This is a genomic window from Mesorhizobium sp. B2-4-17 (genome assembly GCF_006441275.1).
Lineage (GTDB): Bacteria > Pseudomonadota > Alphaproteobacteria > Rhizobiales > Rhizobiaceae > Mesorhizobium.
On the sequence record NZ_VFUX01000028.1, the window covers coordinates 42,342 to 58,177 of the forward strand.

Below are 15,836 nucleotides of genomic sequence, written 5' to 3' on the forward strand. Positions count from 1 at the left end.
AAGGACTGTGGCGGAAACATTGGAGAGCAAGGCCCCGATGGACCGCCTGTGGGCCGAGAATGACGATTCACGGCTGACCGGCGATCCGTCGCTGGTGGTTGACGTCGCCGGGTTCGAAGGTCCGCTCGATCTCCTGCTGCATCTTGCCCGCAACCAGAAGGTCGACCTGGCGCGCATTTCCATCCTTGCGCTGGCCGAGCAATATCTGGCCTTTGTCGAGACGGCGAGGGCGCTGCGCCTCGAGCTTGCCGCCGACTACCTGGTGATGGCGGCATGGCTGGCGTTCCTGAAATCGAAGCTTTTGATCCCCAAGCAGCCGGGCGAGGAGGGTGAAAGCGGCGAGGAACTGGCGGCGGTGCTGCAATTCCGGCTGAAGCGGCTCGAGGCCATGCGCGACGCGGCGGCGCGTCTCGTCAATCGCAACCGACTCGGCCGCGACGTGTTCGCGCGCGGCATGCCGGAGATGGTCATCATCGAGAAGCGCAACTCTTACTCGGCCTCGCTCTACGACCTTTTGACCACTTATGCGCAGCAGCGGCAGAAGCAGGCGATCACCAATGTGACGATCGCCAGGCGCGGTGTCTGGTCGCTCAAGGATGCCCGAGATATCCTGACGCGGCTGATCGGCTCGCTGCGGGACTGGACGGCGCTCGACAGCTTCCTCATCCAGTATCTGACCAGCCCGGAAGAGCGGCGCACGGCCATCGCCAGCTCATTCGCAGCGACACTGGAGCTGGTGCGCGAGCGCAAAATGGATATGCGGCAGGACCAGGTGTTCGCGCCGATCTATCTGCGCGACCACCGCGCACAGACAATCAAGCCAGTCGAGGTGGCATCATGAGCGAACGCGCCAACGCTTCGGTTATCCCGTTCAAGGTGGACGAGGAGCAGGAAGAGGGCGAACTCGACCAGGCTTCAGCCCTGAATCCGGAACAGAATCCGGCCGAGCGCCTGCACATGGCCGAGGCCATCCGCATGGCCGAGGCGATCGTCTTCGCCAGTGCCGAACCGGTCAGCGAAAAGCAGCTTGCCGCACGCCTTCCAGATGGCATCAACATCGCGCTTGCGATGGTGGAATTGCAGCAGATCTACGCCCGGCGCGGCGTCAATCTGGTCCGGGTCGGCGATGCCTGGGCGTTCCGCACCGCCGGCGATCTTGCCTTCCTGATGAGCCGCGACACGGTGCAGCAGCGCAAGCTGTCGCGGGCCGCGCTCGAAGTGCTGGCGATCATTGCCTATCACCAGCCGGTGACGCGCGCCGAGATCGAGGACATCCGTGGTGTCGAAACCTCGAAAGGCACACTCGACACGCTGCTGGAGACGGAATGGGTGCGTATGCGCGGCCGTCGCAAAACGCCTGGCCGTCCCGTCACTTATGGCACCACCGAAACCTTCCTTGACCATTTTGCGCTCGAGGAAATCCGTGATCTTCCCGGCATGGAGGAATTGAAGGGCGCCGGCCTGCTTTCGGGCCGCATGCCGTCGAATTTCTCGATCCCGCTGCCGCCGGCCGACCCCGACGTGCTGAGCGAGGACGAGGATCCGTTGACCGACATCGATCTCGAGGAACTCGGCCTGCTGACGCCGCGCGTCACGGAAGATTGACCACGGGCGCCTATCAAAAGCTGCTTTCCGGCTTTACATGCGCCGTTTGGTAGCGGGCCGCTTCGCCGAAAATGCGTGACATCCGCCAGCCTTTCATAAACTCTGTCGCGGTTGTGTTTGAATCCCAACGCGAAAACGCATAGATCATCGCCAGGGAAAACATTCGAGAGAGATTTGCTATGGGTTCATTTTCAATTTGGCACTGGATGATCGTGCTGGTCATCGTGCTTCTGGTGTTCGGCCGCGGCAAGATTCCGGAGCTGATGGGCGACATGGCCAAGGGCATCAAGAGCTTCAAGAAGGGCATGGCCGACGACGACGTTGCCGACGACAAGCGTACCGTCGAGCACCGCGCCGACGAAACCGTTTCGGCAGCCAAGGAAAAAGTCAGCAAGAGCTGAGCCCAACGGTGTTGCTTTGTGCATGTCGTTGTCCCAAAACCGCTTCGCACTTTCGGGCGACAAGCACTAGTCGGAACTGATAGCCATGTTTGAAGTCGGCTGGACCGAAATGCTGGTGATCGCGATCGTCATGATCGTGGTCGTCGGGCCGAAGGATTTGCCCAACATGCTGCGCACCTTCGGCCGCACGACGGCGAAGCTGCGCACCATGGCGGCCGACTTCCAGAAACAGTTCAACGAGGCGCTGAAGGAAGCCGAGCTCGACGACGTCAAGAAATCGGTCGACGAGCTCAGGGGCCTCAGCCCGGTTGCAGAGATCCGCAAGCAGCTCAATCCGTTCGAGCAGGCGGCGGCCGATGTGCGCGCCGGCGTCGACGCGGCGATGAAGCCGAAGCCGGCCGCTGATCCGGCGGCACCTGCCGCCTCGACGCCGCAGGCGGCCGAGCCGTTGAAGAACGGTGCGACGGAAATGCCTGGTGTCAACGGGCCAGATGCCGCGCCGACAACGCCGATTTTTCCGGCAATGACCGATGCTTCGGCGGTGCCGGCATCCACGGAACCTGCCGTGGCGCCGAAGGCACCTGCGGCAAAGAAGGCCGCCAGGACGGCGCCGGAGGCAAAAGAGCCGTCGAAGGCCTCGACACCCGCGAAGGCGGTGACGGCAAAAGCCGCACCAGCGCCCAAGGCGTCGGCAAAGCCCGTGACGGCGGCAAAGCCTGAGACCGCCGCGATGAAGCCCGCCGCCGCCAAGGCGACTGCTGCAAAGGCGACAGCTGCAAAGGCTGGGGCGAAAGCCGAACCGAAACCTGCTCCGACGAAGCCGGTGACCAGGAAGACGTCGGGAGCCGCCAAGTGAGCGTTTCGGACAAGGAAAAAGACGAGATCGAAAAATCGTCTGCGCCGCTGATCGAGCATCTCATCGAATTGCGTCGCCGACTGATCTGGTCGCTCGGGGGTTTCTTCGTTGCCTTCCTGGTGTGCTTCTTCTTCGCCAAGCGGTTGTTCAACCTGCTGGTTGTCCCCTTCAAATGGGCGACGAAATGGGCCGGGCTCGATCCGCACAAGGTCGAGCTGATCTATACCGCGCCGCAGGAATTCTTCTTCACCCAGGTCAAGCTCGCCATGTTCGGCGGTATGGTCATCGCGTTTCCGCTGATCGCCACGCAGATCTACAAATTCATCGCCCCCGGTCTCTACAAGAACGAGCGCAACGCCTTCCTGCCGTTCCTGATCGCGTCGCCCGTCCTGTTCCTGATGGGCGCTTCGCTGGTCTATTTCTTCTTCACGCCGATGGTGATGTGGTTCTTCCTTGCCATGCAGCAGGCCGGTACCGACGAGCAGGTGCAGATTTCGCTGTTGCCGAAAGTGTCGGAATATCTCAGCCTGATCATGACGCTGATATTTTCCTTCGGCCTGGTGTTCCAGCTGCCGGTGGTGACCAGCCTGATGACGCGCGTCGGCATGCTGTCGTCCAAGGCGCTGGCCGAGAAGCGCAAATGGGCGATCGTCATCGCCTTTGTCGTCGCCGCCGTGCTGACACCGCCCGATCCGATGAGCCAGATCGGTCTCGCCATCCCGACCATCCTGCTCTACGAGGTCGCCATCTGGTCGTCCCGGCTGATCGAACGCAGCCAGGCGCGCGAGCGCATGGCGCGCGAGAAGCAGGAGGCAGGCGAGACCGTCGCGGACAAGACCCCGGACGAACCTCCAGCGCCGGCAGCTTCGTAACGCACGCAGCCAGGCCCGAGACAGCGGCGGAAAACGGCAGCCGCCGCCCAGCCTCATCTTGCATCGATCAAAATTGCGGTTTACGCCCCTCAAACTGAAACGCATCGCTATCAAGGCGATGCGTTTCAGTTTTTGCTTTGCATGCCGTTGTCCCAAAACCGCTGCGCACTTGGGCGACATGCTACCTGAGGACGGATAAACCATGCTCGACATCAAATGGATTCGCGACAACCCGAAAGCCCTTGTCGAGGCGCTCACCAAGCGCTCGTGGCCTGCGGGCGAGGCGCAATCCACCGTCGACGGATTGATCGCCAGGGACGAGGCGCGGCGCGAACATGTCACCGAGCTGCAGACCAAGCAGGAGCGCCGCAACGCCGCCTCGAAGGAGATCGGCAACGCCATGCGTTCGGGCGATGCCGCCCTTGCCGAAAAACTGAAAGCCGAAGTCGGCGAGATAAAAACCTTCATCCAGAATGGCGAGGCGCGCGAACGCGAACTCGACAAGGCGCTGAACGACGCGCTGGCGGTGCTGCCCAACGTGCCGCTCGATGATGTGCCTGTCGGCAAGGACGAGCACGACAATGTCGTCAGGCATGTCGTCGGCAAGCTGCCGACGCGGCCGAACTGGGTGAAGGAGCATTTCGAGATCGGCGAAGCGCTCGGCATGATGGATTTCGAGCGGGCGGCGAAGCTGTCGGGCTCGCGCTTCACCGTGCTGAAGAGCGGACTGGCGCGGATGGAACGGGCGATCGGCCAATTCATGCTCGACCTGCACACGACCGAGCATGGCTATGAGGAAGTAATCCCGCCGCTGATGGTGCGGGACGAGGTGCTTTTCGGCACCAACCAGTTGCCGAAATTCGAGGAGGATCTGTTCTTCACGCCGCACGGGGGGGGCAGGCTTGGCCTCATCCCCACCGCCGAGGTGCCGCTCACCAACCTTGTGCGTGAAGAAATCACCGCGCATGAGAAACTGCCGTTGCGCTACACGGCGCTGACGCCGTGCTTCCGGTCTGAAGCGGGCTCGGCCGGGCGCGACACGCGCGGCATGCTGCGCCAGCACCAGTTCTACAAGGTCGAGCTTGTATCGATCACCGACCAGGACTCATCACTCGCCGAACATGAGCGGATGACGCAATGCGCCGAGGAAGTGCTGAAGCGGCTGGAGCTGCCGTTCCGCACCGTGGTTCTGTGCACCGGCGACATGGGGTTTGGCGCGCGCAAGACCTACGACATCGAGGTCTGGCTGCCCGGCCAGAATGCGTACCGCGAAATTTCATCGTGCTCGGTCTGCGGCGATTTCCAGGCGCGCCGCATGGACGCCCGCTACAAGGACAAGGACGGCAAGGGCAACCGTCTCGTCCACACGCTCAACGGTTCGGGCACCGCTGTCGGCCGCGCTCTCATAGCTGTCATCGAAAACTACCAGAATGAGGATGGCAGCGTAACCATTCCTGAAGTGCTGCGGCCTTACATGGGCGGCCTGGAAAAGATCGAATCGAAATAATGCGCATCCTTCTGACCAACGACGACGGCATTCATGCCGAGGGGCTGGCATCGCTCGAGCGCGTCGCCCGTACGCTGTCCGACGATGTCTGGGTGGTGGCGCCGGAGCAGGACCAGTCCGGCTACGCGCATTCGCTGTCGATCTCGGAGCCGCTGCGGCTGCGCAAGATCGGCGAAAAGCACTTTGCCGTGCGGGGCACGCCGACCGATTGCGTCATTATGGGCGTCAAGAAGATCCTGCCCGGCGCACCCGACCTGATCCTGTCCGGCATCAATTCGGGCGCCAACATCGCCGACGACGTCACTTATTCGGGGACCGTCGCCGGCGCCATGGAAGGCGCGCTGCTCGGCATCAGGTCGATCGCTCTCAGCCAGGGCTACAGCTATGTCGGCGAGGACCGCGTCGTTCCTTACGAGACCACCGAGGCGCTGGCGCCGGCGCTGCTGAAGAAGCTCGTCGCGACGCCGCTGCCCGACGGCGTGCTGCTCAACGTCAATTTTCCGAACTGCCTTCCCGAGGAAGTCGCCGGCACCGTGGTCACCACACAGGGCAAGCTGGTGCACAGCCTCTGGGTCGACGAACGCCGCGACGGCCGTGGCCTGCCTTACTATTGGCTGCGCTTCGGCCGCGAGCCGGTCGAAGGCAAGCAGGGCACCGACCTTTTTGCCCTGCGCAACCGTCTGGTGTCGGTGACGCCGTTGCAGCTCGACCTCACCGCGCATGAGATCCGTGACCAGCTGAGCAAGGCGCTTGCATGAACCATGGCATCGACGATCGCGAAGGCTTCGCCGCTTTCCTGCTGCGCCTGCGCGGCAGGGGGACCGTGCCGAAGGCGCTGATCGCGGCTTTCGAGGCGACACCACGGCGCGGTTTCCTGGCGCCCCACTTCCACCAGATCGCCTGGTCCGACCGAATGTTGCCGATCGAATGCGGCGAGGCGATCGAAGGCGCCGACATGCAGGCGGCGGTGATCGCGGCACTTGCCATCGAGCCCAGCAATCGTGTGCTCGAGATCGGCACCGGCTCGGGCTACACCGCTGCGGTGATGTCGCGGCTTGCCGCGCGCATCGTTACCATAGATCGCTACAAGACCCTGACAGAACAGGCAAAACAGCGCTTCGACGCGCTCGGTATCAGCAACGCCATCGCGCGCCAGGCCGACGGTTCCGCCGGTTTGCCCGCTGAAGGACCGTTCGATCGCATCGTCGCCTGGGCGGCATTCGACAGCCTGCCGCGCTTTCTGCTCGACCAACTGTCGAGCGGCGGCATCGTCATCGCACCGATCGGCCCGGAGGAGGGCGAGCAGGTGCTGGCCAAGCTGACCAAGGTCGGCAGCCGTTTCGAGCGCGAGGATATCGGTCTTGTGCGCCTGCAGCCGATCCTGCGCAGCCTGGCAGCGGTGATGTAGCTTTTCGTCAGGCGCCGCCCGCCATCCGGGTTCAGCCTGCCGAAGTGCATGACCGGCCGCTCCAAATATTTTAAGAAAATTTATGTCGGATTCCATGGGGTTAACCGACCAGTAACATTAACGCGCTTTAATCCTGACCAGTTGGTGCAGAGTTTGTGCGGGTTAGTGCGATGCAACTCAATGTTTTGAAGGCAAATAGTCGCAATCTGGCGCGGGGCTGCGCTGTTCTCATGATTGCAGGCGCGGCCGCCGGGTGCAGTTCCCAGGCTTCGCGGTTCAACAGTGTCGACGACGTGTTTACTTCCTCGACCAATAATCAGCGCGCGATCATCAACAAGCAGGATGCCGTACAGCCCTATCCGGGCGACGTCTCGGCAGCCCCACTCGACGGCAGCCACACGCAATCGGTCGCCCGCTCCAGCCTTGAACCGGTTTCGAGCCGGCCGTTGCCGCCGCCGGTTTCAGCCGAGGCCGCTCCTGCGCTCGCGCCCGCCGCCAATCCGGTGCGTGTCGCATCGGCGCCGGCCCTGGCTCGGCCCGCTCCCCATGTCGACAGGACGACAACCGGCACCGTCGCGCCGGCCGCGAAGCCATTCAAAAATGCCCAGCCCGACGAGCCGAAGATGGCTGAGGCCGGCCGGCCGCACGCGACCGAGATCGTCGTCCGGGACGGCGAAACCATTTCCGGCCTGGCGGCGCACTACAAGGTGCCGGCCGATGTCATCATGAAGGCGAATGGCCTGAGCCCGACCAAGGGGCTGAAGACCGGTCAGAAGATCGTCATCCCGGCCTATGCCTATTCGAGCAAGGCTGAATCGAAGGTCGCTGATGCGAAGCCGGCCAAGGATGGCAAGCACGACCTGCCGGCCACCGCGCCGGACAAGGTCGCCGTTCTGCCGCAGCAGCCGAAGGTCAAGGAGGGCAAGTCCGCGGCTCAGGTCGATACGTCGGCTGCCACAAGCCAGCCCAAGGAGCCCAAGCCAGCGCAGGTGGCCAAGGCTGGCCCCGCCGGCACCTATACGGTCCAGTCCGGCGACACGATGTCCTCGATCGCCAGGAAGACCGGCGTTGGCGTCGTTGCCCTGAAGCAGGCCAACGGCATGAAAGATGGCTTGCTCAAGATCGGCCAGACCCTGAAGGTGCCGGCCGGTGGAACCGCGACAGTCGCCAGCGCAAAGCCGGCCAAGGTCGACCCGGTGACCACGGCCACCACGCAGCCCGCCGCAAAGGCCACGCCGTCGGAAACGCTGGCATCCTACACGCCGCCGAAGAAGGATGCGAAGGTCATCCAGCAGGCCGAGGACGACGAGGCGGTGGCGCCGGATGCCACGGGCATCGGCAAGATGCGCTGGCCGGTGCGCGGCCGGGTGATCTCCGGCTTCGGATCCGGCAGGGACGGTGTCGACATCGCCGTGCCCACGGGAACGCCGATCAAGGCAGCCGAGAACGGCGTCGTCATCTATGCCGGCGACGGGCTCAAGGAATTCGGCAATACGGTGCTGGTGCGCCACGAGAACGGTCTAGTCACCGTCTACGGCCATGCCAGTTCGATCGAGGTGCAACGCGGCCAGAAGGTCAAGCGCGGTCAGGAGATCGCACTCTCGGGCATGAGCGGCACGACGGACTCGCCGAAGCTGCACTTCGAAGTGCGCAAGAACTCGGCCCCGGTCGATCCCTCGACCTATCTCGAATAGAATAAAAAAAGCGATTTGCGGGCCGTCTGACCTCCAGTCCGGCCCGCCGGCTCAGGCCGTTCCGCAAGGAGCGGGCTCTTTCAGTTGATTTCTTGGTTTAAGTCTTTGTTTCCGTGCATGTCGTGGTCGCGAGACCGAGCTCGCCTGAGCGACATGGATCAATCCTTCAATGGCTTGCCGAGCCGGCCCGCCAGGTCCTGGGTGAACTGCCAGGCAACGCGGCCCGAGCGGCTGCCGCGCGTCGTAGCCCATTCCAGCGCCTCGGCGCGAAGCTGCCCGGGGTCGATGTCGAGGCCATGATGGCTGGCATAGCCGTTGATCATGTCGAGATATTCGTCCTGCGAGCATTTGTGGAAGCCGAGCCAAAGTCCGAAACGATCGGACAGCGAAACCTTTTCCTCGACCGCTTCGGACGGGTTGATGGCGGTCGAGCGCTCATTGTCGATCATGTCGCGCGGCAACAGGTGGCGGCGGTTCGAGGTGGCGTAGAAGATGACGTTGGCCGGGCGGCCCTCGACGCCACCTTCGAGCGCCGCCTTCAATGACTTGTAGGACGTGTCGTCGTGGTCGAAGGAGAGGTCGTCGCAAAACAGGATGATGCGGAAGGGAGCGGACTTCAGCAATCCCATCAGCTTCGGCAGCGTGTCGATGTCCTCGCGGTGGATTTCGATCAGCTTCAGTGGCAGGTCGGACTTGGCCTTGGCGTTGATCTCGGCGTGCACGGCCTTGACCAGCGACGATTTGCCCATCCCGCGTGCGCCCCACAACAGCACGTTGTTTGCGGCAAAGCCGGCGGCGAAGCGTTCGGTGTTATCGACAAGGATGTCGCGGACGCGATCGACACCCCGGATCAGGCGAATGTCGACGCGGTTGACCTTGCGCACCGGCTCCAGATAGCCGGGATCGGCCTGCCAGACGAAGCAGTCGGCCTCGCCAAGGCTGGTTTCAGGCACTGGCGGTGGGGCGAGGCGGCCGACAGCCTCGATCAGGCGGTCAAGTTTCTCGTTGAGGGCGTCGATGGTGCTGTCGGTCATTTCGGGTCTTCTTGGTTCGTCTGTTTGGGTCGGGCGAGTGGGACCCGTTCGCTTCCGGCGGTTGCGAAACCGCGTGCAACCATTTGTTCGAGCGTAATCTTTTCCGAAAACCGGCTCGCGCTTTTCGCGATCCTGCTCTAACACGGCTAAACAGGCCGGAAAAGCAGCCGATTTGCCCGGCCGCGCAGTTGCATTGACAACTTTACCGACTATATTCCGGCCAAATTTCGCGGGGCCGCCAAATTTTCACTGCATTCGGTTTGGCGGCCGTTTTTCAAAATTCAGGAGTACCTTGATGTTCGTGACACCGGCATACGCCCAAGGCATTGGCGGCGCCTCTCCCGATATGTTCATCAGCATTTTGCCGTTTGTCCTGATTTTCGTAATCATGTATTTTCTGATCATCCGCCCGCAGCGCACGCAGTTGAAGAAGCGTGGCGAGATGCTGGCGGCGGTCCGTCGCGGCGACACGGTCGTCACCGGCGGCGGTTTCGTCGGCAAGGTGACGAAGGTGATCGACGACAACGAACTCGAGATCGACCTTGGCGGTGGCACCAAGGTGACGGCGCTGCGCTCGACGATCGCCGACGTGCGCGTCAAGGGCGAGCCGGTAGCCAACCAGAACGCCAAGAAATAATCCAATTCCAGGCGGAGTGATCCGCGGGTACGCTCGGACGGACGACGCCATATGCTCTATTTTTCGCGCTTCAAGATGATCCTGATCTGGCTGGCCGTGGCCGCCACAGTGGTCCTCGCCGCGCCCAATCTCATTCCCGCAAGCACATTGGCCCAGCTCCCGAGCTGGGTGCCGAAGCGGCAGATGACACTTGGCCTCGACCTGCAGGGCGGCTCGCACATTCTGCTCGAGATGAACCAGAACGACCTGATCAAGGATCGGCTAGAGACGGCGCGCGATGAAATCCGCACGCTGCTGCGCGATGCCAAGATCGGCTATACCGGCCTTGGTGGAACGGGGCGGACCCTGCAGGTCCGCATCACGGACCCGGCCCAACTCGATGCCGCCAAGAAGGCATTGAAGTCGCTGACCGACCCGGTTGCCGCTGGCCTGTTCTCCGGCGGTTCCATCCAGGAAATGTCGCTGGACGATTCCGAGCCCGGCCTGCTGAAGTTCACCGTCACCGACGCCGGCATTAAATATCGCACGTCGACCGCATTAGCGCAGTCGATCGAGGTGGTCGGACGTCGCGTCAACGAACTTGGCACGACCGAGCCTATCGTGCAGCGGCAAGGCGAGGATCGCATCCTTGTGCAGGTGCCGGGCCTGCAGGACCCGCAGCGGCTGAAGGAAATCCTCGGCCAGACTGCAAAGCTGACCTTCCAGATGGTCGACCAGTCGATGCCGGTGCAGGACGCGCTCAAGGGCCGCCCGCCCGCCGGCTCGACGGTGCTTTATTCGCAGGATGATCCGCCGGTTCCGTATCTGATCGAAAACCGCGTCATCGTTTCGGGCGAGAACCTGGTCGACGCGCAAGCGACATACAATTCGCAAAACAACGAACCGGTGGTGTCGTTCCGCTTCGATTCGAAGGGTGCTGCCCGCTTCGGCCAGGCCACCGCGCAGAATGTGGGCAAGCTGTTTGCCATCATCCTCGACAACCAGGTGATCTCGGCGCCGCAGATTCGCGAACCGATCCTTGGCGGCACCGGTCAGATCTCCGGCAATTTCACCGCCCAGAGCGCCAATGATCTGGCCGTGCTTCTGCGCGCCGGTGCGCTGCCGGCGACGTTGACGGTCATCGAGGAACGCACCGTGGGTCCGGGCCTCGGCCAGGATTCGATTCATGCCGGCAAGGTCGCGGGCGTCATCGGTTCGATCCTCGTCGTTGCCTTCATGTTCGTCGCCTACGGGTTCCTCGGCTTCCTCGCCAACATCGCGCTGGCGGTGCACGTGGCGATGATTGTCGGACTGCTGTCGCTGCTCGGCGCGACGCTGACCTTGCCCGGTATCGCCGGTATCGTGCTCACCATCGGCATGGCGGTCGATTCCAACGTGCTGATCTACGAACGTATCCGAGAGGAGCGACGCAACGGCCGCTCGGTGATCCAGGCGATCGATACCGGGTTCTCCAAGGCGCTGGCGACGATCGTCGATTCCAATGTCACCTCGCTGATCGCAACGGTGGTGCTGTTTTATCTCGGCACCGGGCCCGTCAAGGGCTTTGCCATCACCTACGCCATCGGCATCCTGACCACGGTGTTCACCGCGTTCACCTTCACCCGAATGCTGGTGTCGATCTGGCTGCGCCGCGCCCGGCCGAAGGAACTGCCTCGGGCGCCAGTGACCTTCATTCCGCCCGGCACGAAGATCCCTTTCATGGGCATCCGGCGGTGGACGTTCGCACTGTCGAGTGCGCTGTCGATCCTGTCGGTCGTGCTGTTCTTTACGGTCGACATCAATTACGGCATCGACTTCAAGGGCGGCTCGCTGATCGAGGTGCAGTCCAAGAGCGGTGACGCCAATCTCGGCGATATCCGCAGCAGACTGTCGGAGCTCAACATCGGCGAAGTGCAGGTGCAGCAGTTCGGCGCTCCCAACGACGTCCTGATCCGCGTCGGCACCCAGGGCGGCGGCGAAAACGCCGAGCAGACGGTGATCGACAAGGTTCGCGGCGAACTGCAAGACAACTACGACTTCCGTCGCGTCGAGGTCGTCGGGCCGACCGTATCGGGCGAACTCGCAAAGCAGGGCACGATCGCCATGCTGGTCGCGCTTGTCGGCATCCTGGTCTATGTCTGGTTCCGGTTCGAATGGCAGTTCGCGGTCGGCGCTATCGTCGCGACCGTGCACGACGTGGTCATGACGATCGGCTTCTTCGTCATCTCCGGGCTGGAGTTCAATCAATCATCGCTGGCGGCGATCCTGACCATCATCGGCTATTCGTTGAACGACACGATCGTGGTCTACGACCGCGTTCGAGAAGATCTGCGAAAATACAAGAAGATGCCGTTGCCGCAGCTATTGAACAACGCCATCAACGAGACGCTGTCGAGAACGACGTTGACCTCTGTGACGACCAGTCTGGCGCTGCTCGCGCTGGTGCTGTTCGGCGGCGAGGTGATCCGCTCGTTCACCTTGGCGATGCTGTTCGGCGTTGTCTTCGGCACCTATTCGTCGATCTTCATCGCCGCGCCACTGCTGATCCTGTTCAAGCTGCGGCCGCAGGCTTCGGCCGACGAGGAGAAGCCGGTCAGCGGCGGCAAGGCGGTCGCGACCTGACGCGGCGGCCCGAAGGGGTGACAGAATGGTGACCGGCAAAGGCATCGTCATCCGCGAGGCGCATTTCCCCGGCCGTGCGCCGATCGAAGCCTACGGCAATGGCGGGTTTCGCTTTGCCGACATGTCGCATCGCGGCTCGCTGCTGTGCCTGCCATCCGGCATCCACGGCTGGGAGCCGGCGGATCCCCTGGCGCTGACGGTGGCGGATTTCGATAAGCTTCTGGCTGAAGCGGACAAGATCGAGATCCTGCTGATCGGCATGGGCAGAGATCTCCGGCCATTGCCGGCGCCGCTGCGTGCTACGCTGAAAGAGGCAGGTATCGCGTCCGATCCGATGTCGACGGGGGCGGCGGCGCGGACCTACAACGTGCTTCTGGCCGAGGACCGCGCCGTGGCCGCCGCGCTCATCGCCGTCGACTGACATGCCGCAAAACATTGAGATCGTCATGAGCGCGGTGCGCGCCGCCGACCGCGACCGCTATCTCAGCGCGCTCTATGCGCCGGCCGACAAGCGCGACGCGCTGGTTTCGCTTTATGCCTTCAATGCCGAGATCGCGAGCATACGCGACCGCATCCACGAGCCGTTGCCCGGTGAGGTGCGGCTGCAATGGTGGCGCGATGTAGCCGCCGGCGGCGAGGCTGGCGCCGGTCACCCCGTCGCCGAAGCCTTGAACGCTACCATTGCCGCGTTCAAACTACCGAAACTGGCCTTCGAGAACATGCTCGAAGCCCGCATATTCGACCTGTACGACGATCCGATGCCGTCGCGCACCGATCTCGAAGGCTATTGCGGCGAGACGGCCGCGGCATTGATCCAGCTTGCGGCGATGGTGCTCGATCCCGCCGAGGCGCCCCGGTTTGCCGAACTGGCGGGCCGGGCGGGCTGTGCGCAGGCAGTGACCGGCCTGCTGCTTCTGTTGCCGCTGCACCGCAAGCGCGGGCAGTGTTTCGTCCCGGTCGACATCCTGGCGGCGGCGGGGTCGTCGCCAGAGGAATTTGTTGCCGGCGATGGCGGGCCGGGTGCACAGCGCGCCGTGGCGGCGATGAGAGCGCTGGCGCGCGAACACCTTTCCGCCTTCGAACAGGGCGCCGCGGCGCTGCCGGTGTCGTTGCGCCCGGCCTTTCTGCCTCTGGTCCTGTCGCGTGCCTATCTCGACAAGATGGAGGGCTCGCGCCGTTCACCGCTTGATGGCGTCGTACGGCTGTCTGCGTTGCGCCGGCATTGGTTGCTGTTGCGGCGCGCGAGCAGGGGCTGGCCGGCACTTTGACGTAAACGTCAATCGTGTTAAGGAGTCGGCCCAGCCGAGAACTGTCGCCGAAGACAACAGGCCGGCCCGGAGGAAATCCATGAGTTTGCCTGTGCTGGTCGCGATCGTCATCCTGGGCATTGCGCTGTCGGTTGCCGCCGTGCATTTCACCGGCGGCAGCAAGCCGGCAACGCTATCCGGCGCGGATTAGGCGCTGAGCCGCTTCGCCGAGGATTTTCCCGACGAGGCGGCCACGACCGTCCGGCTCACGGCTGACGCCAAGACCGCATTTCTGGAGCTTGGGCGAGGACGCATTGGGATCGTTCACGGCATCGGTGACTGCTTTTTGACACGTGTCGTCACGCCCCTGGATGTGAAAATGTCGGGCGCCGACGAGGTGAATACAGTTCTGCTCCGGCTGGCGGACTTCACCTGGAAGGGCGGGCGCTTCCGTTTTGCCAGCGCCGCCGATGCCCTGGCCTTGCTTAATGTCTTGACCCGCACCATTCAAATTCCACCAGCGAGGCCGCGTGATGGAGAGTTACGATTTTCCGCAGGTCACCCAACTGGCCATTCCGTTCTTCGTCGCCGCGATCCTGATCGAGCTGTGGCTGGTGCGCAGCGGCCGCGCCAGGGGATCGTTCGAGACGCGCGACACGCTGACCAGCCTGATGATGGGCACGGGCAATGTCGTGGCCGGCCTGCTGCTCGGCGTGGTGTCCTATTGGGCGTTGCTGTGGCTTTGGCAGTTCCGGTTCTTCAACCTCGGCCTGTCGGTCTGGGTGTTCCTGGCAGCCTTCCTGCTCGATGATCTGCGCTACTACGTCTATCATCGCATTGCGCACCGGGTCCGCTGGGTGTGGGCCGAGCATGTCAACCATCACTCGAGCCAGCACTACAATCTGTCGACGGCGCTGCGGCAAAGCTGGACCGGCCTGTTCACCTTCATGTTCGTGTTGCAGGCGCCGCTGGTGCTGCTCGGTTTCCATCCGGCGGTGATTGGCTTCACCTTCGGCTTCAACCTTGTCTGGCAGTTCTGGATCCACACCGAGGCAATCGGCAAGATGTGGGGCTGGTTCGAATTCATCTTCAACACGCCGTCACACCACCGCGTCCACCACGCCACCAATCCGCGCTATCTCGACGCAAACTATGCCGGCACGCTGATCATCTGGGACCGCATGTTCGGCACCTTTGTCGAGGAGTTGGAAGAGGACCGGTCGCGCTGCGGCATCGTCAAGAACATCGGCACCTTCAACCCGCTGAAGGTGGCTTTTCACGAGTGGATCGGCATGTTCAAGGATGCGCTAATGCCAGGGCTGACGCTGAGCGACCGCCGCAACTACCTGATCAAGCCGCCAGGCTGGAGCCATGACGGCTCACGCGACACGTCGGAGACGCTGAAGGCGGCCTATGTGCGGAGGAATCCGAAAGAGGCGGGCAAGCCGGGGTTGCCAAGTGCGGCCGCCGAGCCGGCGGAGTAGGACAAACCTAGTCGACGACCTTGATCCGCACCCTCGAACTATCGGGCAATTCGTTCAACTGGTGGTGAACGTTCGCCATGCCGACGAATTGCTCGCTGACCGGAGTCACGAACATGTTGTCTACGTCGAATTTTCCCTCAGCGAAGACAGGCAAGATGGTGAAGCCGTAGGATTCTCCCGCCTTGGGCTTCTTGCCCGCGGCGTGAAGGCGTTCGACAAGCGGCGGAAGGAACCACTCGTCAACCAGATCAGGAGCAGTCCTGATAATCTCCTCAAAATCCGTCGCGCTCCGAGCCACCCGTTCGACCAAGCCCGTCCCGGCGTCCAGCCAATGAACCTCGTTGTTCGGCCGCATGACAAACATGCCTCCCACCATTGAGCAGACGAGAGGGGTCCAAGGCTCTGGCAAAAGCCACGACCACGCTTTCGCCGTCGCCAGCGCGACATCGGGTTCAAATTGGAAAGCTATGTCTCGCCAGATGCCGCTCAT

The 15,836-nt window shown here is 62.9% G+C and carries 16 protein-coding genes; 14 read left to right on the forward strand and 2 right to left on the reverse strand.

Translation table 11 applies throughout. The features are described 5' to 3' along the window. Positions 1–37 precede the first annotated feature (37 nt). The 9 genes from FJ548_RS21695 to FJ548_RS21735 all read left to right on the forward strand — a co-directional run bounded on the left by FJ548_RS21695 (position 38) and on the right by FJ548_RS21735 (position 8,343). On the forward strand, positions 38–841 hold the full coding sequence (locus tag FJ548_RS21695; protein WP_140763158.1) for a ScpA family protein: 804 nt from the start codon (positions 38–40) through the stop codon (positions 839–841). After that, positions 838–1,605, forward strand: coding sequence for an SMC-Scp complex subunit ScpB (gene scpB / locus FJ548_RS21700; protein ID WP_140778942.1), 768 nt, complete (start codon positions 838–840; stop codon positions 1,603–1,605). Before FJ548_RS21695 ends, scpB begins: the two co-directional genes overlap by 4 nt. 179 nt (positions 1,606–1,784) lie before the next feature. Then, positions 1,785–2,006 carry a twin-arginine translocase TatA/TatE family subunit gene (locus FJ548_RS21705; RefSeq protein WP_140607559.1) on the forward strand — a complete coding sequence of 74 codons (222 nt, stop codon included), beginning with the start codon at positions 1,785–1,787 and terminating at the stop codon, positions 2,004–2,006. Between the two features lie 85 nt (positions 2,007–2,091). Beyond that, complete coding sequence (tatB, locus tag FJ548_RS21710; RefSeq protein ID WP_140778943.1) at positions 2,092–2,862, forward strand: Sec-independent protein translocase protein TatB; 771 nt, start codon at positions 2,092–2,094, stop codon at positions 2,860–2,862. Next, the gene (gene tatC, locus FJ548_RS21715; RefSeq protein WP_140607557.1) at positions 2,859–3,734 is read left to right on the forward strand and encodes a twin-arginine translocase subunit TatC; all 876 of its coding nucleotides are present in this window, start codon (positions 2,859–2,861) and stop codon (positions 3,732–3,734) included. The genes tatB and tatC overlap by 4 nt, the downstream gene beginning before the upstream one ends. Positions 3,735–3,936: 202 nt before the next feature. After that, positions 3,937–5,241 carry a serine--tRNA ligase gene (gene serS / locus FJ548_RS21720; RefSeq protein WP_140778944.1) on the forward strand — a complete coding sequence of 435 codons (1,305 nt, stop codon included), beginning with the start codon at positions 3,937–3,939 and terminating at the stop codon, positions 5,239–5,241. Further along, a complete protein-coding gene (gene surE / locus FJ548_RS21725; RefSeq protein WP_127281111.1) occupies positions 5,241–5,999 on the forward strand; it encodes a 5'/3'-nucleotidase SurE in 759 nt (252 codons plus the stop codon). The genes serS and surE overlap by 1 nt, the downstream gene beginning before the upstream one ends. Beyond that, on the forward strand, positions 5,996–6,649 hold the full coding sequence (locus tag FJ548_RS21730) for a protein-L-isoaspartate(D-aspartate) O-methyltransferase (RefSeq protein WP_140694350.1): 654 nt from the start codon (positions 5,996–5,998) through the stop codon (positions 6,647–6,649). The genes surE and FJ548_RS21730 overlap by 4 nt, the downstream gene beginning before the upstream one ends. 170 nt (positions 6,650–6,819) lie before the next feature. After that, positions 6,820–8,343 carry a peptidoglycan DD-metalloendopeptidase family protein gene (locus FJ548_RS21735; RefSeq protein ID WP_140778945.1) on the forward strand — a complete coding sequence of 508 codons (1,524 nt, stop codon included), beginning with the start codon at positions 6,820–6,822 and terminating at the stop codon, positions 8,341–8,343. Positions 8,344–8,501: 158 nt separating this feature from the next. Here FJ548_RS21735 and FJ548_RS21740 read toward each other — a convergent pair whose 3' ends face one another. Next, on the reverse strand, positions 8,502–9,377 hold the full coding sequence (locus FJ548_RS21740; protein ID WP_140607553.1) for an ATP-binding protein: 876 nt from the start codon (positions 9,375–9,377) through the stop codon (positions 8,502–8,504). 295 nt (positions 9,378–9,672) lie between these two features. On the opposite strand from FJ548_RS21740, the gene yajC reads away from it, so the two are divergent. From yajC to FJ548_RS21770, 5 genes are all read left to right on the forward strand, one after another. Beyond that, positions 9,673–10,014: a preprotein translocase subunit YajC gene (yajC, locus tag FJ548_RS21745; protein WP_010909882.1), complete on the forward strand. Its 342-nt coding sequence runs from the start codon at positions 9,673–9,675 to the stop codon at positions 10,012–10,014. A 51-nt stretch (positions 10,015–10,065) separates the two neighbouring features. Continuing rightward, positions 10,066–12,615, forward strand: coding sequence for a protein translocase subunit SecDF (gene secDF / locus FJ548_RS21750; protein WP_140778946.1), 2,550 nt, complete (start codon positions 10,066–10,068; stop codon positions 12,613–12,615). A gap of 25 nt (positions 12,616–12,640) precedes the next feature. Continuing rightward, the gene (locus FJ548_RS21755) at positions 12,641–13,036 is read left to right on the forward strand and encodes an Mth938-like domain-containing protein (RefSeq protein ID WP_181168867.1); all 396 of its coding nucleotides are present in this window, start codon (positions 12,641–12,643) and stop codon (positions 13,034–13,036) included. 1 nt (position 13,037) lies between these two features. Beyond that, positions 13,038–13,883 carry a phytoene/squalene synthase family protein gene (locus FJ548_RS21760; protein WP_181168868.1) on the forward strand — a complete coding sequence of 282 codons (846 nt, stop codon included), beginning with the start codon at positions 13,038–13,040 and terminating at the stop codon, positions 13,881–13,883. 512 nt (positions 13,884–14,395) lie between these two features. After that, on the forward strand, positions 14,396–15,346 hold the full coding sequence (locus tag FJ548_RS21770; RefSeq protein ID WP_181168869.1) for a sterol desaturase family protein: 951 nt from the start codon (positions 14,396–14,398) through the stop codon (positions 15,344–15,346). Between the two features lie 7 nt (positions 15,347–15,353). Here the strand turns inward: FJ548_RS21770 and FJ548_RS21775 are convergent, their stop codons facing one another. Next, positions 15,354–15,836, reverse strand: coding sequence for a hypothetical protein (locus FJ548_RS21775; protein WP_140778949.1), 483 nt, complete (start codon positions 15,834–15,836; stop codon positions 15,354–15,356).